Origin of the sequence: Actinomycetospora aurantiaca (genome assembly GCF_037401875.1) — a bacterium.
In the GTDB taxonomy this organism is placed as follows: Bacteria; Actinomycetota; Actinomycetes; order Mycobacteriales; family Pseudonocardiaceae; genus Actinomycetospora; species Actinomycetospora aurantiaca.
In genome coordinates this window covers 146,799-170,754 of the sequence record NZ_JBBEGN010000008.1, presented here as the reverse complement: position 1 = coordinate 170,754, position 23,956 = coordinate 146,799, and the positions used below count along the sequence as shown (strand labels likewise).

Annotated in this window: 21 protein-coding genes, 1 tRNA gene and 1 other RNA gene; 13 read left to right on the top strand and 10 right to left on the bottom strand. The window is 73.7% G+C overall.

Annotated features, from left to right (window positions below; all coding sequences use genetic code 11):
• The first annotated feature begins 15 nt into the window (after positions 1–15).
• On the top strand, positions 16–1,824 hold the full coding sequence (locus tag WCD74_RS17640; protein ID WP_337696175.1) for an ATP-dependent DNA ligase: 1,809 nt from the start codon (positions 16–18) through the stop codon (positions 1,822–1,824).
• Between the two features lie 47 nt (positions 1,825–1,871).
• Here the strand turns inward: WCD74_RS17640 and WCD74_RS17635 are convergent, their stop codons facing one another.
• Positions 1,872–2,135 carry a hypothetical protein gene (locus WCD74_RS17635; RefSeq protein WP_337696174.1) on the bottom strand — a complete coding sequence of 88 codons (264 nt, stop codon included), beginning with the start codon at positions 2,133–2,135 and terminating at the stop codon, positions 1,872–1,874.
• 353 nt (positions 2,136–2,488) lie between these two features.
• On the opposite strand from WCD74_RS17635, the gene WCD74_RS17630 reads away from it, so the two are divergent.
• The gene (locus WCD74_RS17630) at positions 2,489–3,274 is read left to right on the top strand and encodes a hypothetical protein (RefSeq protein WP_337696173.1); all 786 of its coding nucleotides are present in this window, start codon (positions 2,489–2,491) and stop codon (positions 3,272–3,274) included.
• Here WCD74_RS17630 and WCD74_RS17625 read toward each other — a convergent pair.
• From WCD74_RS17625 to WCD74_RS17615, 3 genes are read right to left on the bottom strand one after another with little or no spacing between them, the layout of a single operon-like run.
• Positions 3,264–4,262 (bottom strand): Gfo/Idh/MocA family protein, encoded by a 999-nt coding sequence (locus WCD74_RS17625; protein ID WP_337696172.1) that lies wholly within the window; start codon positions 4,260–4,262, stop codon positions 3,264–3,266. The two genes, WCD74_RS17630 and WCD74_RS17625, sit on opposite strands and share 11 nt — an antisense overlap.
• Positions 4,263–4,287: 25 nt before the next feature.
• Positions 4,288–5,061, bottom strand: coding sequence for an LmeA family phospholipid-binding protein (locus WCD74_RS17620; RefSeq protein WP_337696171.1), 774 nt, complete (start codon positions 5,059–5,061; stop codon positions 4,288–4,290).
• A 27-nt stretch (positions 5,062–5,088) separates the two neighbouring features.
• Positions 5,089–6,231: an acyl-CoA dehydrogenase family protein gene (locus tag WCD74_RS17615; protein ID WP_337696170.1), complete on the bottom strand. Its 1,143-nt coding sequence runs from the start codon at positions 6,229–6,231 to the stop codon at positions 5,089–5,091.
• A gap of 61 nt (positions 6,232–6,292) precedes the next feature.
• Between WCD74_RS17615 and WCD74_RS17610 the strand changes: the two genes are divergently transcribed.
• Positions 6,293–6,871, top strand: a complete 579-nt coding sequence (locus WCD74_RS17610; RefSeq protein ID WP_337696169.1) for a TetR/AcrR family transcriptional regulator — start codon at positions 6,293–6,295, stop codon at positions 6,869–6,871.
• A 130-nt stretch (positions 6,872–7,001) separates the two neighbouring features.
• On the opposite strand, the gene WCD74_RS17605 is transcribed toward WCD74_RS17610, so the two are convergent.
• Positions 7,002–7,089 (bottom strand) — tRNA-Ser (locus WCD74_RS17605).
• Positions 7,090–7,176: 87 nt separating this feature from the next.
• Here WCD74_RS17605 and ffs point away from each other — a divergent pair.
• Together ffs and WCD74_RS17595 are read left to right on the top strand one after the other, a co-directional pair.
• Positions 7,177–7,271: signal recognition particle sRNA small type (ffs, locus tag WCD74_RS17600), an RNA gene on the top strand.
• 44 nt (positions 7,272–7,315) lie between these two features.
• Positions 7,316–9,532 carry a DNA polymerase III subunit gamma and tau gene (locus tag WCD74_RS17595; protein ID WP_337696168.1) on the top strand — a complete coding sequence of 739 codons (2,217 nt, stop codon included), beginning with the start codon at positions 7,316–7,318 and terminating at the stop codon, positions 9,530–9,532.
• Between the two features lie 87 nt (positions 9,533–9,619).
• Here WCD74_RS17595 and WCD74_RS17590 read toward each other — a convergent pair whose 3' ends face one another.
• Entirely contained in the window at positions 9,620–11,425 is a 1,806-nt protein-coding gene (locus WCD74_RS17590; protein ID WP_337696167.1) for a S9 family peptidase, read from the bottom strand.
• Positions 11,426–11,512: 87 nt separating this feature from the next.
• Between WCD74_RS17590 and WCD74_RS17585 the strand changes: the two genes are divergently transcribed.
• Both WCD74_RS17585 and recR read left to right on the top strand, forming a co-directional pair.
• Positions 11,513–11,839 carry a YbaB/EbfC family nucleoid-associated protein gene (locus WCD74_RS17585; RefSeq protein ID WP_286052017.1) on the top strand — a complete coding sequence of 109 codons (327 nt, stop codon included), beginning with the start codon at positions 11,513–11,515 and terminating at the stop codon, positions 11,837–11,839.
• Positions 11,840–11,844: 5 nt separating this feature from the next.
• Positions 11,845–12,477, top strand: coding sequence for a recombination mediator RecR (gene recR / locus WCD74_RS17580; RefSeq protein WP_337696166.1), 633 nt, complete (start codon positions 11,845–11,847; stop codon positions 12,475–12,477).
• Positions 12,478–12,522: 45 nt separating this feature from the next.
• Here the strand turns inward: recR and leuA are convergent, their stop codons facing one another.
• Positions 12,523–14,316, bottom strand: coding sequence for a 2-isopropylmalate synthase (leuA, locus tag WCD74_RS17575; RefSeq protein ID WP_337696263.1), 1,794 nt, complete (start codon positions 14,314–14,316; stop codon positions 12,523–12,525).
• 306 nt (positions 14,317–14,622) lie between these two features.
• Here leuA and WCD74_RS17570 point away from each other — a divergent pair, with 306 nt between their 5' ends.
• The 5 genes from WCD74_RS17570 (at position 14,623) to WCD74_RS17550 (ending at position 19,539) form a co-directional block, all read left to right on the top strand.
• Entirely contained in the window at positions 14,623–14,976 is a 354-nt protein-coding gene (locus WCD74_RS17570) for a hypothetical protein (RefSeq protein ID WP_337696165.1), read from the top strand.
• An 80-nt stretch (positions 14,977–15,056) separates the two neighbouring features.
• Positions 15,057–16,322, top strand: a complete 1,266-nt coding sequence (locus WCD74_RS17565) for an aspartate kinase (protein WP_337696163.1) — start codon at positions 15,057–15,059, stop codon at positions 16,320–16,322.
• Between the two features lie 12 nt (positions 16,323–16,334).
• On the top strand, positions 16,335–17,387 hold the full coding sequence (locus WCD74_RS17560) for an aspartate-semialdehyde dehydrogenase (protein ID WP_337696162.1): 1,053 nt from the start codon (positions 16,335–16,337) through the stop codon (positions 17,385–17,387).
• Positions 17,388–17,473: 86 nt separating this feature from the next.
• Positions 17,474–18,967, top strand: coding sequence for a catalase (locus WCD74_RS17555; RefSeq protein WP_337696161.1), 1,494 nt, complete (start codon positions 17,474–17,476; stop codon positions 18,965–18,967).
• Between the two features lie 92 nt (positions 18,968–19,059).
• Complete coding sequence (locus WCD74_RS17550) at positions 19,060–19,539, top strand: Dps family protein (protein ID WP_337696160.1); 480 nt, start codon at positions 19,060–19,062, stop codon at positions 19,537–19,539.
• Between the two features lie 157 nt (positions 19,540–19,696).
• Here the strand turns inward: WCD74_RS17550 and WCD74_RS17545 are convergent, their stop codons facing one another.
• Entirely contained in the window at positions 19,697–20,617 is a 921-nt protein-coding gene (locus WCD74_RS17545; protein WP_337696159.1) for an SDR family oxidoreductase, read from the bottom strand.
• 97 nt (positions 20,618–20,714) lie between these two features.
• Here WCD74_RS17545 and WCD74_RS17540 point away from each other — a divergent pair, with 97 nt between their 5' ends.
• Entirely contained in the window at positions 20,715–21,278 is a 564-nt protein-coding gene (locus tag WCD74_RS17540; RefSeq protein WP_337696158.1) for a TetR/AcrR family transcriptional regulator, read from the top strand.
• Positions 21,279–21,281: 3 nt separating this feature from the next.
• On the opposite strand, the gene WCD74_RS17535 is transcribed toward WCD74_RS17540, so the two are convergent.
• Positions 21,282–22,031, bottom strand: a complete 750-nt coding sequence (locus tag WCD74_RS17535) for an HpcH/HpaI aldolase family protein (RefSeq protein WP_337696157.1) — start codon at positions 22,029–22,031, stop codon at positions 21,282–21,284.
• Entirely contained in the window at positions 22,028–23,878 is a 1,851-nt protein-coding gene (locus WCD74_RS17530) for a S9 family peptidase (RefSeq protein ID WP_337696156.1), read from the bottom strand. Before WCD74_RS17530 ends, WCD74_RS17535 begins: the two co-directional genes overlap by 4 nt.
• Positions 23,879–23,956 lie beyond the last annotated feature (78 nt).

Here is a 23,956-nt window from a genome sequence, read left to right as displayed (position 1 = left end):
GACGGGAGGCGCGCCATGTCGTCCTCACCCGCGAGCGCGCCTGCCTCCGACGTGCTGCCCCGCGTCCCCGGGCCGCGCGGCAGTGCCCGGCCGATGCTGGCCTCCGCGGGCGAGCTCCCCCGCGGCGCCGGGTGGGCCTTCGAGTTCGTCTGGTCCGGCCTGCGCTGCTTCGCCTACGCGCAGGACGGCGAGCTCCGGCTGGTCGACGCCGACGGGCACGACGTGACCGCCGGGTTCCCCGAGCTGGGCGTGCCCGCCGCGCACGGGCTGGTGCTCGACGGCGTCGTCGTCGCGAAGGACCCGGTGGGCCGGCCGAGCATGTCGCGGCTGCGTCGGCGACGCCGCGTGGCCCGGCCGTCGCGGGCGCTGGTGAGCGGCACGCCGGTGTCGTACTACGTCTTCGACGTGCTGGAGGTCGACGGGCGCTCCACCGCCCGCATGCCCTACCGGCAGCGCCGCGAGCTGCTCGCCGAGATCGACCTGGCCGGCGGGAACCTCGTGGTCCCGCCGTCGTTCACCGGCGTCGCCGCCGACGAGGTCGTGGCCACCGCCCGGCACTACGGCCTGGAGGGCGTGGTGGCCAAGCGGCTGGAGTCGACCTACCAGAGCGGGCGGCGCTCCCGGAGCTGGATCACCGCCGAGATCACCCGCTCGCAGGACGTCGTGGTCGGGGGTTGGCTGCCGCCGCGCGGCGCGGACGAGGGGGTCGGGTCCCTGTTGCTGGGGGTGCCGAGCGAGGGGGTGCTGCGCTACGTCGGCCGGGTCGCCACCGGGGTCACCGCCGCCGCCCGCCGCGAGGTCCTCGACGCGACCGTCGGGCTGGAGCGCCTGGTGAGCCCGTTCGACGGCGACCTGCCCGCCGACGTCGAGGGCGCCGCCACCTGGCTGGCCCCGCGGCTCGTCGGGCGCGTGGAGCACCGTCGGTGGACGCCCACCGGCCTGCTCGGCCGGCCCGTGTGGCGGGGCCTGCGGGCCGGCACGCACCCGGCCACGGTCCAGGCGCCGCTCATCGCCGCACCGGTCGTCGCCACGGACCTCGCGCTCGACGACCTCGAGACCGTGGACGGTCCACGCACCGCCGGATCGGGGCACCCCGACGCCGTGCACCGGGGGGAGCAGACGGAGACGGCCGTGCCGCAGCCGCCGGGCGTCCTCGTGCCCGCCGGGGCGGAGATCCTGCTGCCCGACGCCGAGGTCGAGGCGGCGCTGCGCTCGCGGTTCTCCGCGCACTTCGTGCACAACGCGCTGACGGCCATCGCCGCGTTCGTCCGGGTCGACCCGGGCCGGGCGCGCGAGCTGCTCACCGAGTTCGCCGACTTCACGCGCTACTCGTTCCGCTCATCCGACACGACCACCACCGTCGCCGAGGAGCTGCGCAACACCCGGCGCTACCTCACCCTCGAGCAGGCCCGCTTCGGCTCGCGGCTGACCGTCGAGATCACGGTGGCGCCCGAGGTGGAGAACGTGGTGCTCCCGCCGTTCGTCGTCGCGCCGCTGGTGGAGAACGCGGTGCGGCACGGCATCGAGCCGGTGCTCGACGGCGGGACGGTGCGGGTCACGGCCGCCGGCGCCGGGCCCGACTGCGTCATCACCGTCTCCGACGACGGCGCCGGCATGGGCCCGGAGGCGTCGCGCGCGGCCTCGCAGGTCGACGCCCGCCACGGGGGCATCGCGGAGGTCACCCGACGGCTGCGGGCGGCGTTCGAGGGCGGCTCCGACCTCCACGTCGACAGCCGGGCCGGCAGCGGCACCACCGTGCGGCTCCGCGTCCCGGCCACCCGGGCCGACGAGGAGCCGCCGGCGGGGCGACTGCTCGTCGGCTGAGAGGTCCCCCGCCTCCCGACACCGGGGGACACCTCGGGCCGGGTGCGTCAGTCGTCGGTGTTCGAGCAGTCCGCGTCTGGGGCGTCGAGGATGCTGCCGAGGATCGGGAGCTGCAGCCCGCAGGCATTCACGGGCAGCAGCGTGAGGTCGTTGAGCAGCCCGATGTTCCCGTCGCCCGACTGTCCGTCGTCGCGCGGCTGCGCCGAGGCCACCGGGGCCGCGGCGGTGAGGGCGGCCGCCGTGAGGGCGAGGGCGGCGACGGGGGTGGCGGCCCGCCGGACGGAGCGGGTCGGGGCGCGGTGCTTGGCCACGGAGGTCCTCCTGAGCTGGTGGAGCAGGACGATCGACCGTTCGGCGCACCTTCGCGCACGACGAACGGTCGACGCGGACTCTGCGCCCCTGTGGCGGGTGGGACCAGTGAGGCGACGAACATCGGCCGGAAGGGGTGGTCCGGCTCGCGCGAGGACGAGTGGTCGAGTACAAGGGCCCAGCGGTCACTCTGCTGCGCCGAACGGGCTGCACGGGGCATGCGTCGGTCGCACACCGCGACCGCCCGTACGACCCGGCTCGCGTCCACGATCAGCAGTCCGGGAGCGACACGCGCACCTCCTGATGCGACACGCTCACGAACTTCCGAACTCGGGCCGCCGGGCACGATGTCCCCGTGCGTGTCCTCGCCGTCGACTGGTCCGGGGATCTGCGCGCGGCGGCGAAGCGCATCCGCGTGGCCGAGGCGGCGCCCGGCCGGCTGCTCGACGTCCGTGGCGGGCTCGACCGGGACGGGGTGGGCGATCTGCTGCTGGGCCTGCGCGACCGGGCCACACCCGCCGTCGTCGGGATGGACTTCTCCTTCGGCCTGCCGGGGTGGTTCGCGACGCGGCACGGGGTGCGCACGCTGCCGCAGCTGTGGGACCTCGCGCGGGACGAGGGCGAGTCGTGGCTGCGGGCGTGCGAGCCGCCGTTCTGGGGCCGGGCGGGCACCCGCAGGCCCACCGACCTCCCGGTTCACCGCGAGACCGAACTCGACGCCCGCGCGTGGGGTCTGAACCCGCTCTCGACGTTCCAGATCGGCGGCGCCGGCGCGGTCGGCACCGGCTCCGTGCGCGGGATGGCGCTGCTCGGGCGGTGGCGCCGGGAGGGCATCGGGGTATGGCCGCTCGACCCGGCACCGGGACCGCGGGGCGTGCTCGTCGCCGAGGTCTACCCGCGGGCGATGACCGGCCCCGTCGTGAAGTCGTCGGCCGACGCCCGTGCGGCGCACGTCGCGGTCGACCCCCGCATCCCGGGCGCGTTGCGGGCCGCCGTCACCGCGACCGAGGACGCGTTCGACGCGGCGTTCGCCGCCCTCGGCATGGCGGAGCACGCCGCCGAGCTGGCGTCCCTCCCGGCGCTGACCGACCCGACGTCCCTGCTGGAGGGCCGGATGTGGCTGCCGCCGGTCAGAGGCTGACGGGGACCTCGGAGAACGTCAGCCCCAGCTGGTCGCCGGCCTCGGCGAGCACGCCCTGCACGGCGAGGGTGTCGTCGAGCGGCATGACGGCGGACTCGGTCCGGCCCGCGCGCAGGCACTCGTTGACCTCGACGATCTCGTGGGAGTAGCCGGCGCTGGTCGCCGGGAGCTCGAGGCGCTCGCCGGGGTCGTCGGCCGAGCGGTGCACCACGATCGTCGTCGGGTGGTGGAAGCGGGGGAGCACGTCGATCCAGCCGGTGGAGCCGAAGATGCGCGCCTGCCCCGGCGACGGGCTGTGGAACGAGGTCTGGGCGGTGGCGAAGCGGCCGTCCTCCCAGGCCATGAGCAGGGCGTTCTCCGCGTCGACGCCGGTGGACTCCATCCGCCCGACCGCGTGCACCGTCATCGGGTGGCTCCCGAGCACCATCTGCGCGAACGACACCGGGTAGACCGCGAGGTCGAGCAGCGCGCCGCCGCCCAGCTCCGCGTTGAACAGGCGGTCGGCGGGGTCGACGTCGCGGACGGTCCCCAGGTCGGCCTGCACGGAGCGGACCTCGCCGATCTCCCCGGCCTCGTAGATCTCGCGGGCGCGCACGACGGCGGGTTGGAAGCGCGTCCACATCGCCTCCATCGCGAACACCCCGTGCCGCCGCGCGGTGTCGACCACCCGCCACGCCCCGGCCAGCGTCGCCGTGAACGTCTTCTCCACCAGCACCGCCTTGCCGGCCTCGAGGGCGGCGACCGCGAGGTCGGCGTGCTGCGGGTGCGGGGTCGCGATGTAGATCGCGTCGAGGGCGGGGTCGTCGACCAGACCGCGGTAGGTGCCGTGCGCCCGCGCCGCCCCGTGCTCGGCCGCGAAGGCCTGCGCACGTTCCTCCGAGCGCGACCCGACGGCGGCCAGCTCCGTGCCCTCCACCGCCACGAGGTCCCGCGCGACGTTCGCGGCGATGCGGCCCGGACCGGCGATGCCCCAGCGGATGGTCTGCACGGACGTCAGCCTGTCACGAGGTCCACTACAGCGAGCCACCGAGGAGGTCGACGTCCTCGGCGGTCCCGGAGACGACGAGCTTGCCGTCCTCGGCGCGGAGGTCCGTCGCGGTGATCGAGAACGGGAGCTGACCCGGGTCCAGACGGGCGGAGAAGCTCCCGAGCCGCGACCGCAGCGCCCCCGAGACCGCGTTCGACACCGACGACGGGGCGTCCCCGGAGTCCACGGCGATGTCCCGCGCGGAGAGCACGATCTGCCCCCCCGCGAGCCGGAACGTCGCGATGACCGACGCCCGGACCTGCTGACCGAGCACGGTCGTCGTCGAGGTCAGCTCGACGGCCTGCGACGGGTCCACCTCCGCGACCTCCGACCCGCGCGCCTCAAGCGTCGCGGCGGTGACCGGCTCGACGGTCACGTCAGAGACCCTGAGGATCCGCGCGAGGTCCGCCGGGTCGACCTGCGCGCTGGCGGTCACGGTCCTCGCCGGGATCGAGCGGACGGAGCCGTCGATCAGCGACTGCGGCGGCAGGGACACGTCGCCGAGGTCGGCCACCAGCGTGATGTCGCGCAGCTGCCGGTACGGGATGTGCTCGGCGGTCAGGGTGACCGAGGGGTACTCGCCGGCCGCGGCCTGCGTCAGGAACGGGAAGCCGTTGATGTCGACGCTGGGCTGTTCGTCGAGGTCGAGCTGCGTCTGCAGCTGGGAGGCGACCCGGTCCTGCGCCACGAAGCGCGCGCCGGTGTCGACGCCCACGAGCAGCACGGCGAGCACCGCCAGGGTGATGAGGAATCCGCGCATCACCCGACAGTGTCCGGCACGGCCGATTCAGCGGGCGAAGTGCCTCGAGATCACCAGGCGCTGGATCTGGTTGGTCCCCTCGAAGATCTGCATGATCTTGGCCTCGCGCATGTACCGCTCGACCGGGAAGTCGCGGGTGTAGCCGGCGCCGCCGAACACCTGCACGGCGTCGGTCGTCACCTTCATCGCGGCGTCCGTCGCGACGAGCTTCGCGACGGAGGCCTGACGCGAGTAGGGCACGCCGGCGTCCTTGCGGCGGGCGGCGTCGAGGTAGGTGGCGCGCGCCGAGTCGACCGCCGCGGCCATGTCGGCCAGCACGAAGCCGAGACCCTGGTGGTCCACGATCTTCTTCCCGAAGGTCTGCCGCTCGTTCGCGTAGTCGACGGCGGCGTCCAGGGCGGCCTGCGCGAGCCCGGTGGCGCAGGCGGCGATGCCGAGGCGGCCGGAGTCGAGCGCGGCGAACGCGATCGACAGGCCCTGGCCCTCCTCGCCGATGCGCCGGTCCGCCGGGATGTGCCCGTCGTCCCAGGTGGCGCTCGTGGTCGGGACCGCGTGCAGGCCCATCTTCTCCTCGGGCCGCCCGAAGGTGAGGCCGTCGGTCTCCCCAGGCGCGAGGAAGCAGCTCACACCACGGCTGCCCTCGCCGGTCCGGGCGAACAGCGCGTAGAAGTCCGCCTTCCCGCCATGGGTGATCCAGGCCTTCTCGCCGGTGATGCGGTAGGCGTCGCCGTCACGCACGGCCCGACAGCGCAGCGCGGCGGCGTCCGACCCGGCCTGCGGCTCGGAGAGGCTGTAGCCGCCGACGAGTTCGCCGGTGAGCATCCGCGGCAGCCACTCCTGCTTCTGGGCCTCGGTGCCGAACGTGGCGACCGGGAAGCAGGCGAGCCCGTGGACGCTCGTCGTCACCGCGACCGTGGCCCAGCGGGCGGCGAGCTCCTCGAGGACCTGCAGGTAGACCTCGTAGGGCTGCGCCCCGCCGCCGTACTCCTCGGGATAGGGCAGGCCGAGCAGCCCGGTCTCGCCGAGGGTGCGGAACAGGCCCTCGGGATACATCCCGTCGCCGCGCTCGTGGTCGTCGACCCGGGTGGCCAGTTCCTTGTCGGCGACCTCGCGGGTCAGCTCGATCAGGGCCCGCGCCTCGTCGGTGGGCAGCAGGCGGTCGACGGCCATCGGTACTCCTATCGGAACGTGAGTACCGTTGACAGTAGCGGTGTGCCGATAGGATCGCCAGGTGGCATCTCCGGTCCGGCGCGGCGCTGCACGGCGCGACGAGCTGTCGGACGCCCTCGTGGAGCTGCTCCTCGCCGAGGGGTTCGCGCAGTTCACCCTCGACGACGTCGCCGCCCGGCTGCGCTGCTCGAAGCGCACGCTCTACGGGTTGGCCGACTCGAAGGAGCAGTTGGTGACGGCGGCCGTGGTCCGGTTCTTCCGGACCGCGACGGCCCATGTCGAGGCCGCCGTCGCGACCCGCACCGACCCCGCCGACCGGCTCGCGGCCTACCTGCGGGCGGTCGCGGCCGAGCTCGCCCCGGCGTCGGCGGCGTTCTTCGAGGACCTGGCGTCCTTCGCGCCGGCCGCCGCGATCTACCAGCGGAACACGCGGGCGGCCGCCCGCCGGGTGCGCGAGATCATCGACGAGGGCATCGCGTCCGGGGTGTTCGGCGACGTCCACGTCGCGTTCGCCGCGGAGGTCGTCGCCTCGACGATGGAAGCCATCCAGCAGCGGCGCATCGCGGCGACGACCGGCCTCGACGACGCGGAGGCCTACGAGCAGCTCGCCACGCTGCTGGTCCGGGGTCTGCGTTCCTGACGCCGGGTCGTGTCAGCGATGGTCCGTTGCTGACGTTAGGCGTCAGGACGGCGCCACTCGCACGTCCGCGTCCTGGGGCCGGAACGACGGACGCCGGGCCCCGCAGTGGGGACCCGGCGTCTCGTGGAGCTGGCGGAGGATACGGGATTCGAACCCGTGAGGGTGTTAGCCCAACACGATTTCCAATCGTGCGCCTTAGGCCGCTCGGCCAATCCTCCGTCGACGAGGGTACAGGGGCTCCTCCCTGCGACGACGCCCCGACCCCCACCCCGTCGGCGACGCCGTCGCGGACCGGTACAGTCGGCTCCGGACCCCGCGCGGCGTCCATCCTGTGAACTCCCCCAGGGCCGGAAGGCAGCAAGGGTAAGCGGGCTCTGGCGGGTGCGCGGGGTCCCCTTTCTTCCCCGGCCCCAGGCTGTCGGGGTCCCCGCGTAGCCTCGCGGCGTGGCACTCGCGCTCTACCGTCGATACCGGCCCGGCACGTTCGCCGAGGTCGTCGGGCAGGAGCACGTCACCGATCCGCTGCGTACGGCGCTGAGCGCCGGCCGGATCAACCACGCCTACCTGTTCTCCGGCCCGCGGGGCTGCGGCAAGACGTCGTCGGCCCGGATCATGGCGCGCTCGCTGAACTGCGAGCAGGGCCCCACCCCCGATCCGTGCGGCGTCTGCGAGTCGTGCGTCGCGCTCGCGCCGAACGGCCCCGGGTCGCTCGACGTCACCGAGATGGACGCGGCCAGCCACAACGGCGTCGACGACGCGCGCGAGCTGCGCGACCGCGCGCACTTCGCGCCGGTCAGCTCGCGCTACCGCGTCTTCATCATCGACGAGGCGCACATGGTCACCACCGCGGCGTTCAACGCGCTGCTCAAGGTGGTCGAGGAGCCGCCGGACCACCTGATCTTCGTCTTCGCGACGACGGAGCCGGACAAGGTCCTGCCGACCATCCGGTCGCGGACGCACCACTACCCGTTCCGCCTGCTCCCTCCCAGCACCCTGCGCGGGCTGCTCGAGCGGATCTGCGACGAGGAGGGCGTCCGGGTCGAGCCGGCCGTCTACCCATTGGTGATCCGCGCCGGCGGCGGGTCCGCGCGCGACTCGCTCTCGGTGCTCGACCAGCTCCTGGCCGGCGCGGACGACCAGGGCGTCACCTACGCGCGGGCGGTCGGGCTGCTGGGCGTCACCGACGTCGCGATCCTCGACGACGTCGTCGACGCCCTCGGCGCGCAGGACGGCGCGGCGGTGTTCGGCGCGGTCGACCGGCTCGTCGAGGCCGGGCACGACCCCCGCCGCTTCGCCTCCGACCTGCTCCAGCGTCTGCGCGATCTCATCCTCGTGCACGCCGTGCCCGACGCCGCGGACAAGGGTCTGGTCGACGTCCCGGCCGACGAGCTCGAGCGCATGGTCGACCAGGCGCAGCGCCTCGGCCCGGCCGCGCTGGCCCGGCACGCCGAGCTCGTGCACACCGCCCTCACCGAGATGCGGGGGGCCACGGCCCCGCGCCTGCTGCTCGAGCTCGTATGCGCCCGGATGCTGCTTCCGGCCGCGTCCGCGTCGGACGCCGCGCTCGTCCAGCGGCTCGAGGGCGTCGAACGGCGCCTGCAGGCCGGGGCCACCGCGAGCGCGGGTGGTCCCCTCGTCGTTCCCGACGACGGGGCGGAGCCGGTGGGGGAGGCCCGCTTCCAGCGGCCCTCGCAGCGCCCGCCGGAGCCCGCCGTCCCGGAGCAGGCGCCGCCGTCGACGCCGTCGACGCCGCGGGCCGACGACCAGGACGCCACGGTCCAACCGCCGACCGGCCGCCCGACCGCCACCGTGGAGGCCCCGCGTCAGGGGTCCGGCGAGGCCCCGCGCCGCGAGGCTCCCCGCGAGCAGCCGGCCCGGGACCAGACGCCGCGCCAGGCGCCGGCGGCGCAGGGCCCACCCGCCGGGTCGCCGCCCGAGCCCGCAGCTCCGGCGGCTCCCGCAGCCCAGCAGTCGGCGCCCGGGGCCATGGACGCGGCCGGCCTGCGGCGGGTGTGGCCGGAGGTGATGTCGGCCGTGCGCGAGGCGAACAAGCCCACGCACGCGCTGCTGCAGAACGCCACGGTCGCCGCGGTGGAGGGCACCACGGTCGTGCTCGCCATGCCGACGGCGCCCCTCGCCCGGCAGCTCTCGCAGCCCAACCGCGCGAGCCACGTCACCGCGGCTCTCTCCCGGGTGCTCTCCGGCGAGTGGGCGGTGCGGGCCACGGACGCCGCGGGACAGCAGGCCGGTGGCGGTGCCCCGGCCGATGGTGCGCGCCCGGCGCCGACCCGGGGCGCGCCCGCCCCGGCTCCGCAGCGCCCGCCGCAGCAGTCCGCGCCTCCGGCCCGTCCCGAGCCCCAGCGCGCCGAGGGCGCCCCGGCCGGCCGGCCGCAGTTCCAGCGTCCGAGCGCCCGCGCCAACGGCGGCAACCCGCCCGAGGGGGCCGCGGCCCCCGAGCGCCCCCGGGCCACCGCCCCGCCCGCCGACATCCCGCCCCCGCCGGAGCCTCCGGAGGACGACGACGTCAGCGAGGAGGACATGTACGCCGAGGCGCACGCCGACCCCGGCGGCGGCGAGCGGGTGGCCGCTCGCGACCCCGACGACGAGGCGATGGAGCTCCTCACCCAACAGCTCGGCGCCCGGCGGGTCGACGGTCGCTGACCCGCTGCCGCGCCTGCTCGGCGAGTGCTACGTCACGCAGGTAGGGCGGCCCCGGAACCTGCGCCACGTCGCACTCGCGGGTGTCCCTCAGCCCAGGACGCGGCCCAGGAAGTCGATCGCCCGCGGGTAGGCGTCCAGCCGGTTGGCGCGCTTGGCCAGGCCGTGGCCCTCGTCGTCGTAGACCACCAGCTCCACCTCGACCCCGCCCGACCGCACCGCCGCGGCCACCTGCTCGGCCTCGGACAGCGGCACACGCGGATCGTTGGCGCCGTGGATGACGAACAGCGGCGCCCGGACGTCGGTGATCCGGTTCAGCGGGGAGGCCGACTCGAGGAACTCCCGGTCGCGCTCCAGCGACCCGTACTCCCGCTCGCGGTGCGCCCGGCGATAGGGCGAGGTGTTCTCGAGGAACGTCACCAGCGACGAGATCCCGACGATGTCCACGCCCGCCGCCCACAGCTCGGGCTGGAACGCGACCCCCGCGAGCACCATGTAGCCGCCGTACGAGCCGCCCCACAACGCCGCACGGCCCGGGTCCAGGCCGAGCTGCGGCAGGAACGCGTGGAGCGCGGCGAGGTCGGCCACGGAGTCCAGCCGCTTCTCGACGTCGTCCAGCGAGTACCAGCGCTTCCCGTACCCGACCGACCCGCGCACGTTCGGCACCAGCACCGTGTGGCCCTGCGCGACGAGGGCCTGGGTGATCGGCGAGAACGAGCGGACCGACTGACCCTCCGGTCCGCCGTGGATGATCAGCACGCTCGACCCGGTCGGCTGCGCGGGGGAGTAGACGAAGCACGGGACGGTCTCGCCGTCTGGGGTCGGGACGCCCACGCTGGTCGGGGCCACCAGGTCCAGGCCGTCCAGGTCCTCGACCCACGACGCGACGGTCCCGGTCCGCCCGGTCGCGGCGTCGACCAGCACGACGTCGGCCGCCACCGTCGGGGAGGTCCACGTCAGCGCCAGGCCCTGGGAGTCCGAGGACCAGCGCGGGAGCGTCAGGAAGTCGCCGACCCCGACGCCAGGCGTGACGACGTCCCGCAGGTGCGCCCCGCTCTCGGCGTCGTGGATCGCCATCCGGGAGGCGCCGTCGTCGTCGGTGACCACCAGCAGCAGACGCCCGTCCGGGGAGAGGCGGCCGGAGACGTCGTGCGCGTCGTCGGTGACGAGGTAGGAGACCGTTCCCGACGTCGGGTCCAGGCGGGCGATGCCCGTCCGGTCGCGTCCGGTGTTCGTGGTGCACAGCGCCGCCGAGGAGTCCGGGAGCCACTGGAGCCCACCGAAGATCGCCGGCTCGTCGGCGGAGGTGACCTCGCTGGTCCCGCTGCCCGAGAGCAGCAGGACCTGGGAGCTCAGCGCGGGCGTGCCCGGCCGCGTCATGAGCGCCCCGGAGCCGTCCGGCGCGACCGCCGCCCCGCCGACCATGCCCCCGCCGTCGTAGAGCACGGTCTCCTCGCCGGTGGCCACCTGCCGCAGCACCAGGTCGAAGTCGACGCCGTTGCGGCGGTTCGTCGCGTAGACGACCCGGCCGTCGTCGAGGACCTCGGCGAGCGAGTGGATGAACTTCGGGTCGCGGACGAGCGGCGTGAGGTCGTCGGTCCCCAGCGGCGCGGCGACCTCGTCGGGACGCAGCAGGGAGAGCTGGGCGCGCTCGTCGCCGTCGGTGTCGTGCGAGACGACGATCGTGCGCGGCTCGACGCCCTTGAGGTAGCGCCCGGAGCACGCGCCGGGGAGTGCGGTGAGCGGCCGCCGGTCGCCGTCAGGGCTGAGCTCGACCAGTTGCACGGTGCCCGAGGTGTCGTCGCCCGCCAGGACCCGGCCGTCCGGCGCGACGTCGAAGGCGCGCCACGTGCGGGCGGAGAGCAGGCGGTTCACGAGGTCGGCGGTGTCGCTCACGGCCCCACCCTGGCATCCGACGCCCGCGCCCGTCGTCGGGAACCGCTTTGGCCCTACCCTGGGGGTGTGCAGCCAGGACAGCCGGACATGCCCGACATGGGTGCCCTCCTCGAGCAGGCGCAGGCCATGCAGGAGCAGCTCATGAACGCCCAGGCCGAGCTGGCGGAGACCGAGGTGACCGGCCAGGCCGGCAACGGTCTCGTCACGGTCACCCAGACCGCCGCGGGGGAGATCCGCGGCATCACGATCGACCCCAAGGTCGTCGACCCGAGCGACGTCGAGACCCTGCAGGACCTCGTGCTGGGCGCGCTCGCCGACGCCGCGGACGCCGCGGGGCAGCTGCAGGCCGAGAAGATGGGGCCGCTCGCGGGCGGCCTCGACATGGGCGGCGGCGGGCCGCAGTTGGGGATGTAGGGACCTTGTTCGAAGGCCCGGTCCAGGACCTGATCGACGAGCTCGGCCGGCTCCCCGGGATCGGGCCGAAGAGCGCCCAGCGCCTGGCGTTCCACCTCCTCGGCGCCGAGGAGGCCGACATCACTCGCCTGCAGGAGGCGCTGGCCAAGGTCAAGGCCGGCGTCGTGTTCTGCGAGGTCTGCGGCAACGTCGCCGAGAAGCCGCGGTGCCGCATCTGCGCGGACGCCCGGCGCGACGCGACGCTGGTGTGCGTCGTCGAGGAGCCCAAGGACGTCATGGCCGTGGAGCGCACCCGGGAGTTCCGGGGGCGCTACCACGTGCTCGGCGGGGCACTCGACCCGATGGGTGGCGTCGGACCGGACCAACTCCGCGTGCGCGAGCTGCTGCGCCGGATCGGCGGGCAGCAGCTCTCCGAGGGCGGGGAGACCGAGCCGGAGATCGCCGAGGTCATCCTCGCGATGGACCCCAACACCGAGGGCGAGGCCACCGCGACCTACCTCGTCCGGCTCCTGCGCGACTTCCCGGGCCTCACGGTGACGAAGCTGGCCTCCGGCCTGCCCATGGGCGGAGACCTGGAGTTCGCCGACGAGCTGACCCTGGGCCGTGCGCTCGCCGGGAGGCGGCCGACGGCCTCGTGAGCACTTCCGGTCGCGATAGCGACCGGAAGTGCTCACGAGACGAAGTCACCTGAGTGCCCGGTTCACCGCCGACACCACGGCCTTGAGCGACGCGGTGAGGATCGAGCCGTCGATCCCGATGCCCCACACCTCGACGTCGGCCCCCTGGCCGTCGCCGACCGCGGCCTCCACGTAGGCGGCCGCCCGGGCGTCGTCGCCGGCGGACATGGCGTGCTCGGCGTAGTCGAGCACGCGGACGTCGTAGCCGACCGAGGCGAGCGCGTCGACGAAGGCGGCGATCGGGCCGTTGCCGACGCCCGTCACCTCGTGGAGCTCGCCCTCGACCTTGAGCGTCGCCTCGAGCTCGGCCTTGCCGTCGTCATGGGTGGAGACCCGGGAGCGGACGAGCTCCAGCGGCGAGCGCCGCATCAGGTACTCCTCGGCGAAGATGTCGTACATCTCCTTGGCCGAGACCTCGCCGCCCTCGGAGTCGGTGACCTCCTGGACGCGTCGGGAGAACTCGATCTGCAGGCGGCGCGGCAGCTCCATCTGGTGCTCGGTCTTCATCAGGTAGGCGACGCCGCCCTTGCCCGACTGCGAGTTGACGCGGATGACGGCCTCGTAGGTGCGGCCGACGTCCTTCGGGTCGATGGGCAGGTAGGGGACCTCCCACGGGTGGTCCTCGACGGCGTGGCCCGCGGTCGACGCCTCGGCGCGCATCGCCTCGAGGCCCTTGTTGATCGCGTCCTGGTGCGACCCGGAGAACGCGGTGAACACCAGGTCACCGCCCCACGGGTGGCGCTCGCCGACCGGCAGCTGGTTGCAGAACTCGACGGTGCGGCGCACCTCGTCGATGTCGGAGAAGTCGATCTGCGGGTCGACGCCCTGGCTGAACAGGTTCATGCCGAGGGTCACCAGGCAGACGTTGCCGGTGCGCTCGCCGTTGCCGAACAGGCAGCCCTCGACGCGGTCCGCGCCGGCCTGCACGCCCAGCTCGGCCGCGGCGACGCCGGTGCCGCGGTCGTTGTGGGGGTGCAGCGACAGGATGATCGAGTCGCGGCGGGCCAGGTTGCGGTGCATCCACTCGATGGAGTCCGCGTAGACGTTCGGGGTCGCCATCTCCACCGTGGCCGGCAGGTTGACGATCATCGGCTTCTCGGGCGTGGGCTCCCAGACGTCGCCGACCGCGTCCACGATCTCCTTGGCGTAGGAGAGCTCCGTGCCGGTGTAGGACTCCGGCGAGTACTGGAAGCGCCAGTCGGTGCCGGGCCGCTTCTCCGCCTCCGCGCGCACGAGCTTCGCGCCGTCGGTGGCGATCCTGGTGATGCCGTCGCGGTCGGAGCGGAAGACGACGCGGCGCTGCAGGATCGACGTCGAGTTGTACAGGTGCACCACGGCCGAGTGGGCGCCCTCGAGGGACTCGAACGTGCGAGTGATCAGCTCCGGCCGGGCCTGGGTCAGCACCTGGATGCGGACGTCGGCCGGGACCGCGTCCTGGGTGATGATCTCCCGGACGAAGTCGAAGTCGGTCTGCGACGCGGCCGGGAACCCGACCTCGATCTCCTTGTAGCCCATGCGCACGAGCAGGTCGAACATCCGGCGCTTGCGCGCGGGCGACATCGGGTCGATCAGGGCCTGGTTGCCGTCGCGCAGGTCCACCGCGCCCCAGAGCGGGGCCTTCGTGATGACGGCGTCCGGCCACGTGCGGTCCGGTACTGACACGCGTTCGACCATCTCGGCGAACGGCTTGTACCGGTGGACCGGCATCCGGCTGGGCCGCTGGGGGTTCCAGAACGGCTGGTCCGCGGGGATCTCGCCGTCGGGGTGGACGACGGTGTCGCGGATGCCGGCGGCCGGCATGTCGGGGGTGATGCTCATTCTCGGTCTCCGTGCGGCGGTGCAGGGTTCCCGGGGGACGACGTCCGGGCCGACCGGCGAGCGCACATCACCCGCGGCGAGGGGCCGGTCTCGGTCAGACCCCGCCGCGGCTGGGAAGGAGCAGCGCGTTCAGCATCGCCGTCCACGGTAGACCCCTCCACCCCGCCCGGGGCAACCCGGCTGCGGCGGACGGACGAGGTGATGCGAGCCACCGCTCGGCGCAGGAACCGGGATCGCGGTACCGGTTCGGCTTACCAGTCGGTAGTGATGCGTGCCATCATCATCGGCATGACCCAGGACGCCGACACCGGCTCCCAGCGCAAGTCGAACACCTCGGCCGATCTGCGTGCGCTCGCGAGCAAGTCCCTCACCCTCGCCGCCTCGGTCATCAAGATCCTGTGCACGATCTTCGCCGCGATCCTCGTGATCCACATCGTGCTCGTGGTGGCCGCGGCCAACCCGCAGAACGGGATCACCCAGTTCTTCGCCGACGCCGCGAACAGTCTCACCCTCGGGATCGGCGACCTGTTCCTGCCGGCGAGCGAGTCGCTCAAGGTGATCCTCAACTACGGCCTCGCGGCCGTCGTCTGGCTGATCATCGGAGCGGTCGTCGCGCGCATCCTGAACGCGCTGGCGCCCTGATCACAGGCCCGACGCGGGCGATCTGACCTCGGCTAGGGTGGACGGTCGAAACCATCCCGAGGAGCCGGAGGTCGGTCGCCGTGGCGCTCGTCGTCCAGAAGTACGGCGGGTCGTCCGTCCAGTCCGCGGAGCGCATCAAGCGCGTCGCGGAACGGATCGTGCGGACCCGCAAGGACGGCAACGACGTGGTGGTGGTCGCGTCCGCGATGGGCGACACCACCGACGAGCTGACCGATCTCGCCCTGGCCGTGCACCCCAGCCCGCCGCCGCGCGAGCTGGACATGCTCCTGACGTCGGGTGAGCGCATCTCGAACGCGCTGCTCGCGATGGCGATCACCGCGCTGGGCGGTCGGGCGCGCTCCTTCACGGGCTCGCAGGCCGGGATGATCACGACCGGCAAGCACGGCGACGCCCGGATCATCGACGTGACGCCGGGCCGGATCTTCTCCGCGCTCTCCGAGGACGGCATCGCGCTCGTCGCGGGCTTCCAGGGGGTGAGCGCGGACTCCAAGGAGATCACCACGCTCGGGCGCGGCGGGTCGGACACGACCGCCGTCGCGATGGCGGCGGCCATGAAGGCCGACGTCTGCGAGATCTACACCGACGTGGACGGCGTCTACTCCGCCGATCCGCGCATCGTCCCGAACGCGAAGCTGCTCGAGACCATCACCTACGAGGAGATGCTCGAGATGGCCGCGTGCGGGGCGAAGGTGCTGCACCTGCGCGCGGTGGAGTACGCGCGCCGCGAGGGCGTGCCGCTGCGCGTGCGGTCCTCGTACACCGACCAGCCCGGCACGACGATCGTCGGGTCCATCGAGGAGCTCAGCGTGGAACAGGCCGTCCTCACCGGGGTCGCGCACGACCGGTCCGAGGCCAAGGTGACCGTCGTCGGCGTGCCCGACCAGCCCGGCTTCGCCGCCCGCATCTTCCGGGCGGTCGCCGACGTCGACGTCAACATCGACATGGTCCTGCAGAACGTCTCGCACCTGCGGACGGGCAAGACCGACGTGACGTTCACGCTGCCGGTCAAGGACGGCCCCCGCGCGGTCGAGGCGCTCACCGCCGTGCAGGACGAGGTCGGCCACGAGGAGGTCATCTACGACGAGCACGTCGGTAAGGTGACCCTGGTCGGCGCGGGGATGCGCAGCCACCCCGGCGTCACCGCGACCTTCTGCGAGTCCCTCGCCGAGGCCGGCGTGAACATCGAGATGATGAACACCTCGGAGATCCGCATCTCGGCGCTGATCCGCGACACCCAGCTCGACGACGCCGTCCGCGCGCTGCACGAGGCCTTCGACCTCGGCGGCGACACCGAGGCCGTCGTCCACGCCGGTACCGGCCGTTAAGGAGCCCGACCCATGACCACCCTCGCCATCGTCGGCGCCACCGGTGCGGTCGGCTCCGTCATGATCGACATCATCGACGCCCGCGAGACGGTGCCGTGGTCGGAGATCCGGCTCATCGCCTCGCCGCGCTCCGCCGGGCGCCGCCTCACGGTGCGCGGGCAGGAGACCGAGGTGATCGCGCTGTCGCCGGAGGCGTTCGACGGCGTCGACATCGCGATGTTCGACGTGCCCGACGCGGTCAGCGCCGAGTGGGCGCCGGTGGCGGTGGAGCGCGGGGCGATCGCGGTCGACAACTCCGGCGCCTTCCGCATGGACCCCGACGTCCCGCTCGTGGTCCCCGAGGTCAACGCCGAGGCCGCGCACCACCGGCCCAAGGGCATCGTCTCGAACCCCAACTGCACGACGCTGTCGATGATGGCCGCGCTCGGGGCGCTGCACCGGGCCTTCACGCTCACCGAGCTCGTCGTCGCGAGCTACCAGGCCGCCTCCGGCGCCGGCCAGGACGGCATCGACCGGCTCCAGGCCGAGATCTCCGCGGTGGCGGGCAAGGGCGTCGGCCATCGCGCGGGCGACGTGCGCGAGGCGATCTCGGCGGCGGGGCTCGCCACCGAGTCCCCGTTCCCCGCGCCGCTGGCGCTGAACGTCGTGCCCTGGGCCGGGTCCTGGCGCGACGGCGGGTGGAGCTCGGAGGAGCTCAAGGTCCGCAACGAGTCCCGCAAGATCCTCGGCATCGACGGCCTGAAGGTGTCCGCGACCTGCGTGCGCGTCCCCGTCGTCACCACCCACGCGCTCGCGGTGCACGCGACGTTCGCGTCCCCGGTCGACGTGGAGACCGCCCGCCCGGTGTTCGCCGCCCAGCCGTCGCTCGTCGTCGTCGACGAGCCGGACCAGGGCCGCTTCCCGACGCCGGCCGACGTCGTCGGGGAGGACCCGACCTACGTCGGGCGCATCCGGCAGGCGCTGGACTTCCCGGACACGCTGGACTTCTTCGTCTGCGGGGACAACCTGCGCAAGGGCGCGGCGCTGAACACCTACGAGATCGCGGAAGAGCTCGTGCGTTCCTGACGCCGGGTCGGGGCGGCTTCAAGCCGCACCCGATCGGGCACCCCTCGTCTAAACGGCGTACCACCACAGCCGATGAGAGGGTGCTCGTGAGCAACAACGACCTCACCACGAACGTCGCCACCGACGACGCGGGGATCCCGGTCCAGAGCCAGGAGTTCTCGATGACCGTCGGGCCGGGCGGCCCGATCCTGCTCCAGGACCACTACCTGATCGAGCAGATGGCGAACTTCAACCGGGAGCGCATCCCGGAGCGCCAGCCGCACGCCAAGGGCTCCGGCGCGTTCGGCACGTTCGAGGTGACGCAGGACGTCTCGGCGTTCACGAAGGCCGCGGTGTTCCAGCCCGGGGAGGTCACCGAGGGCATCATCCGGTTCTCCACGGTCGCCGGGGAGCGCGGCAGCCCCGACACGTGGCGCGACCCCCGCGGGTGGTCGCTGAAGCTGTACACCCGCGAGGGCAACTGGGACATGGTCGGCAACAACACGCCGGTCTTCTTCGTCCGCGACCCGATGAAGTTCCAGAACTTCATCCGCAGCCAGAAGCGCCGCGCCGACAACGGGCTGCGCGACCACGACATGCAGTGGGACTTCTGGACGCTCTCGCCGGAGTCCAAGCACCAGGTCACCTGGCTGATGGGCGACCGCGGGGTGCCGGAGACCTGGCGCCACATGAACGGCTACTCCAGCCACACCTACATGTGGATCAACGCCGCCGGCGAGGAGTTCTGGGTCAAGTACCACTTCATCTCGGACCAGGGCGTCGAGTGCATGACGCAGGACCGCGCGGACGAGATGTGCGGGGTCGACAACGACCACCACCGGCGCGACCTGTTCGAGGCGATCGAGCGCGGTGAGTTCCCGTCGTGGACGTTGAAGGTGCAGATCATGCCCTTCGAGGACGCGAAGACCTACCGCTTCAACCCGTTCGACCTCACGAAGGTCTGGCCGCACTCGGACTACCCGCTGCAGGAGGTCGGGCGGCTCACGCTGAACCGCAACCCGGTCGACTTCCACACCGAGATCGAGCAGGTCGCGTTCGAGCCGAACAACCAGCCGCCCGGGCTCGGTCTCTCGCCCGACCGCATGCTGCTCGCCCGCGGGTTCTCCTACGCCGACGCGCACCGTGCGCGGCTCGGGGTCAACTACAAGCAGATCCCGGTCAACGCGCCGAAGAACCCGACGAACACCTACACGGTCGCGGGCGCGATGCGGGTGGTGAACTCGGTCGACCCGGTCTACGCCCCGAACTCCAAGGGCAGTCCGCAGGTGCCGCAGGGGCAGGTGAACCAGCCGCCGACGTGGTACGCCGACGGCGACATCCAGCGTGCCGCGTACGTGCAGCACCCGGAGGACTCCGACGAGGGCCAGGCCCGCACGCTGATGCTGGAGGTCTGGGACGACGACGCGCGCGAGCGCTTCGTCACGAACGTGTCCGGCCACCTGGCGGGCGGGGTCGGCGAGGACGTCCTGGAGCGGGCCTTCGACTACTGGCGATCCATCGACCAGGAGATGGGCGACCGCGTCGAGCGGGCGACCCGCGAGCTCCTCGGTCAGGAGGTCAAGCAGCTCGCCCAGAGTTGATCTGTTCAAGAAAACGGGCCCGGACCGGAATGCGGTCCGGGCCCGTCCCGTTGTCACGGGTACCGAACGGACACTCTCAGGAGGACACACACATGGCCACCGCGCCCATCACGAGCCCGCTGTCCGCCGAGGCGCAGGACGTCGTCGGCCGCGTGTTGCAGGGGGCCGTCGCCGACCTCACCGACCTGTCGCTGATCGGCAAGCAGGCGCACTGGAACGTCCTGGGTCGAACCTTCCGTGACGCCCACCTCCACCTCGACGAGCTCGTCGACCTGGCCCGCACGCAGACCGACGAGGTCGCGGAGCGGGCGGCGGCGCTGGGCGTCTCGCCCGACGGCCGCGCCGAGACCGTGGGCAAGGAGAGCGGCCTGCCGACGTTCGACGACGGGTGGCACTCCGTCGAGGACGTCACCGGGAAGATCGTCGAGATCCTCGCCGTGCTGATCGAGCGGCACCGCGCCCGTATCGCCGAGACCTCGGAGCCGGACCCGGTCACCGAGGACCTCCTCATCGGGCAAACGGCACGCCTCGAGGAGGCCCACTGGATGTGGCAGGCCAAGCAGGCCGCCTGATCCCGGCACACCGCTGTTGAGCGAAGGGCCCCTTCGGTCGATCTCGTCGACCGAAGGGGCCCTTCGCTCGTTCCGGGGGCGGTGGGCGAAGGGCGCCCACGGCCCATCTAGTCGACCGGAGGGGCCCTTCGCTCAATCCGGGGGGGCGGGCGGGCGGTCAGATGTACTTGCTGCCCGCGTCCTCACCGAAGTAGTGGCCCTTGTCCAGGTCCTCCAGCAGGCCGGGGCCGGTGGGTGTCCAGCCGGTGACCTCGCGGGTGATCGTGCTCGTCGCCGGGCTGTCGTAGCCGACGAACGCGGCGAGGAAGCCGAAGACCTCCGGCGCCTCGTCCGCGGGAACCGACCGCACGGGCACGTCGAGGTGCCGGCCGATGGTGGCGGCGATGTCGCCCATCGGGATGCCCTCGTCGGCCACCCCGTGCAGCACCGACCCCGGCGGTGCCACCTCGATGGCGAGGCGGAACAGGCGGGCGGCGTCGGAGACGTGGACGGCGGTCCAGCGGGCCGAGCCGTCGCCGACATAGCCGGCCACTCCCTGCCGTCGGGCGCCCGCGATCAGGGTCGGGACGAAACCGCCGTCGCCCTCGCCGTGCACCGTCGGCGAGAGCCGGACGACCGAGGTGCGCAGGCGCGGGGCCAGGGCGAGCGTGGCGGCGGCCGAGGCCTGGCGACCCGCGGCCATCGAGTCGGCGGCGGGCACGTCGCGCTCGGTCGCGGGCGCGCCCGAGGCCAGCCCGAGGATGCCGCCCGCGACGGCCAGGGCCCCGCCGTCGGGCAGGCCCGCGGCGAGGGCGTCGACGGCCGCCATGTCCGAGGCGACGGCGTCGGCGAACCCGCCGGAGAAGGCGATGTCGTGCCGGAAGGCCAGGTGGACGACGGCGTCGACGCCGGCCGCGGTGGACCGCAGGAGTTCGAGGTCGGTGATCTCGCCGCGGACGACGGTGGCGCCCGCGGCCTCGACGGCGGCGCCGGAGGCGTCGGAGCGGGCGAGTCCGGAGACGGTGTGGCCGGCCGCGAGCAGTTCCGGGACGACGGCGGACCCGATCCAGCCGGACGCCCCGGTGACGAACACGCGCATGAGGAGAACCTCCGAGAGTACGGTGGCCGCCATGTCAGCGGCTGACATCGACCGTAGCACGCGATGTCAGAGTCTGACATCCCCTAGGGTGTGACGCATGGGTCGCTGGCAGCCGGGCGCGCAGGGCCGCCTGCAGCAGGCCGCCATGGAGCTGATCACCGAGCGGGGGTACGACCGGGTCACGGTCGCCGAGATCGCCGCACGGGCCGGGCTGACCGAGCGCACCTTCTTCCGGCACTTCGCGGACAAGCGCGAGGTGCTGTTCGCCGGACAGGACCGGTTCGCCGAGGCGATCGTCGCGGGCCTCGTCGCGACCCCGCCCGACGTGGCGCCGCTCGAGGCCGTCGTCCGGGGGCTCGAGGCCTCGGGCACCTGGCTCGACGACGAGCGTCGGCCCGGATCCCGGGCGCGCCAGGACGTCATCGACGCCCATCCCGAGCTGCAGGAACGTGAGCTGATCAAGCTCGCGCGCGTGGCGTCCACGATGGCGGCCGCCCTGCGCGATCGCGGCGTCGACGAGGGGGAGGCCGTGCTCGCGGCGGACGCCGGGATGGCGGCGTTCCGGCTCGCGTTCACCCGGTGGGTGGCCGACGACGGCGAGCACGACCTGGCCTGGCACGTACGGGCCGCCGTCGCGGTCCTGCGGACGGTCGTGGCCTGAGCGCTACCCCCGCGCGTCCCCGAGGTGCGACCGGGCCGCCTGCTCGAGGTGGGTCAGGTCGCTCGCGACGCTGCACCACGTGAAGCCCTCGGCGAACCGCTGCGCGGCGACGGCCCCGCTCGGCGTGTGGATCCCGGCGACGATGCCCGCCGACGCGCACGCCGCGCGGACGCGCTCGAGGGCCTGCGCGAACACGTCGTCGTAGGCCGGGTCGTCCGGCGCGGCGCCGCCGAGCCCGAGGCGCAGGTCGGACGGGCCGATGTACAGGCCGTCGACCCCCGGCACGGCGGCGATCTCCTCGACCGCGGCCAGGCCCTCCGCGGTCTCGATCATCGGCAGGCAGAGCACCGCGGCGTCGGCCTCCGCCGGCCGCGTCGGGAAGCGCAGTTCCGCGCGGACCGGGCCCATCGAGCGACGCCCGACCGGCGGGTACCGGCACGCGGCGACGGCCGCGCGGGCGTCGTCGGCGGAGTTCACCATCGGGATGATCACGCCGGCGGCGCCCGCGTCGAGCGCCTGCCCGATCCAGAACTGCTGGTTGTCCTGCACCCGGACCAGCCCGGCGCACCCCCGCGCGTCGAGCGCGGTCAGCCCGTCGAGCAGGGCGCGGTAGTCGAGCAGGCCGTGCTGGGCGTCGAAGCAGACGTAGTCGTACCCGACCCCGGCCACCCGCTCCACCGCCTGCGGGTTGTCCGAGAGGACCCAGTAGCCGATCGTCCGCGCGCCGCTGCGCAGCTGCTGAGCGAGAGTCATGACCCGATGGGAACAGGCATGTCCAGCGCACGCCGGACGAACGCGATCTCGGCCGCGGTGTGGCGCAGCGTCTCGGAGACCACCAGCGACCCGTGCCCGGCGTCGTAGCGGACCATCGCGTAGGGCTTGCCGCCCTCGCGCAGCCGGTCGAGGTAGTTGTCGATCTGCCGGATCGGGCAGCGCGGGTCGTTCTCGCCGGCCAGGACGAGCACCGGGGCCGCCACGTCGTCGACGTAGGTCAGCGGCGAGGCGGTGCGGTAGCGGTCCGGGACCTCGGCCGGCGACCCGCCGAACAGCGACCGGTCGAACGCCCGCAGCGGCTCCATCTCGTCCTCGTACGCCGCGAGGTAGTCGGCCACCGGGACGCCCGCCGCGCCGACGGCCCAGCGCCCCGGCTGCAGCCCCAGGCCGAGCAGCGTGAGGTACCCGCCCCACGACCAGCCCTCCAGCACGCAGGCCGCCGGGTCCGCGAGCCCCGAGGACACCGCCCACGCCTGCACCGCGGCCACGTCCTCGAGCTCGGTCGTGCCGGGCCGGCCCTCGATCGCGTCGCGCCATGCCGAGCCGTAGCCCGAGGAGCCCCGGTAGTTGACGTGCACCACCGCGAACCCGGCGTCCAGCCACACCGCCCGCACCGCCGAGTACCGGTCCTCGTCCGCGGCCTGCGGCCCGCCGTGGATCATGAAGACCGTCGGGAGCGGGCCGTCGGCGCCCGCCGGCCGGGAGTACAGGGCGTGGACGTCGCCGCCGGGCCCGGGCACCCACGCGTCGTCGAGCACCACCGACGGCGCCGGCCGGTCGCCCGGCGGGGTCAGCAGCACCTCGTCGGTGCCGTCCGGGCGCAGCACCCGCACGCTGGAGGGCTGCTCGGCCGAGGACCACCCGTACTCCACCGAGCCGTCCGGCCGGACGTCGGCGCCGCCGACCGACCCGCGCGCGGTCGGCAGGTCGGTGAGCGCCCCGGACTCCAGGTCGTAGCGGTGCAGCGTGGTGCGCCCGGCGCGGGTGTGCGCGACGAGCAGGGCGGTCGCGTCCGGGTAGAAGCCCGCGCCGAGGTCGCCGGGCAGGTCGATGTCCAGCTCGGTCTCGCGGCCGGTGAGCGGGTCCCAGATCAGCAGCTCGTCGCGGCCGCGGCGCTCGTGCTGCACCAGCAGGCGCGGGTCGCCCACGACCGGGGCGAACTCGACCGGCTCCAGGCCCTTCCCCTCGCCGTCGTACAGGTCCGCGACCGTCGAGCCGTCCTCGACGCGCAGCACCCGGATCGCTGGGTGCCGGGAGTCGCCGTGCTCGGAGTGCGAGATCGCGAGCAGGGTCTCGTCCCGGCACAGCGCGCCGATCCCGGCGTCCTCGGTGTGGGTGTAGACGGTGCGCAGGGCGGCGTCGCCGACCTGCACGGCGAGCGTGGACCCGGCGTCGGTCGACCAGCCGATCGCGGTCGTCGTCGTGCCCAGATCCAGCCCGGCGGGGTAGCCGCGCTCGGCGCCGGCGACGGCGGGTCCCGCGGCCGCTCCCGGCGTGAACGGCTCCCGCACCCAGGTGCCGAACTCGTCGCCGTCGGTGTCGTCGAACCACCAGATCCACGCGCCGTCGGTCGACACCGTGGCCCCGCGCGTGCCGTTGGGCCGGTCCGTCACCTGCCGGTGGTCCCCGCTCGCGCGGTCCCAGGCGTACGCCTCCCACGTGCCGCTGGCGTTGGAGGAGTAGACGCTGCGCTCCGGGGCGTCGCGGGCCCAGTCCGGCACCGAGATGCGGGCCGCGGTGAAGCGACCGCGCCAGCGGGCCTCCGCCTCCGGGTCGGCGAACAGGGCCTCGGGGACGTCCACGGCGGGATCGCGTCGGGTCTCCACGACCGCAGATCATGCCTGCCGGGCGCGTGCCGCGCGCCGGGCGCGGGTGTGCCCCGTGTGCGTATTCCCGCACCCGAA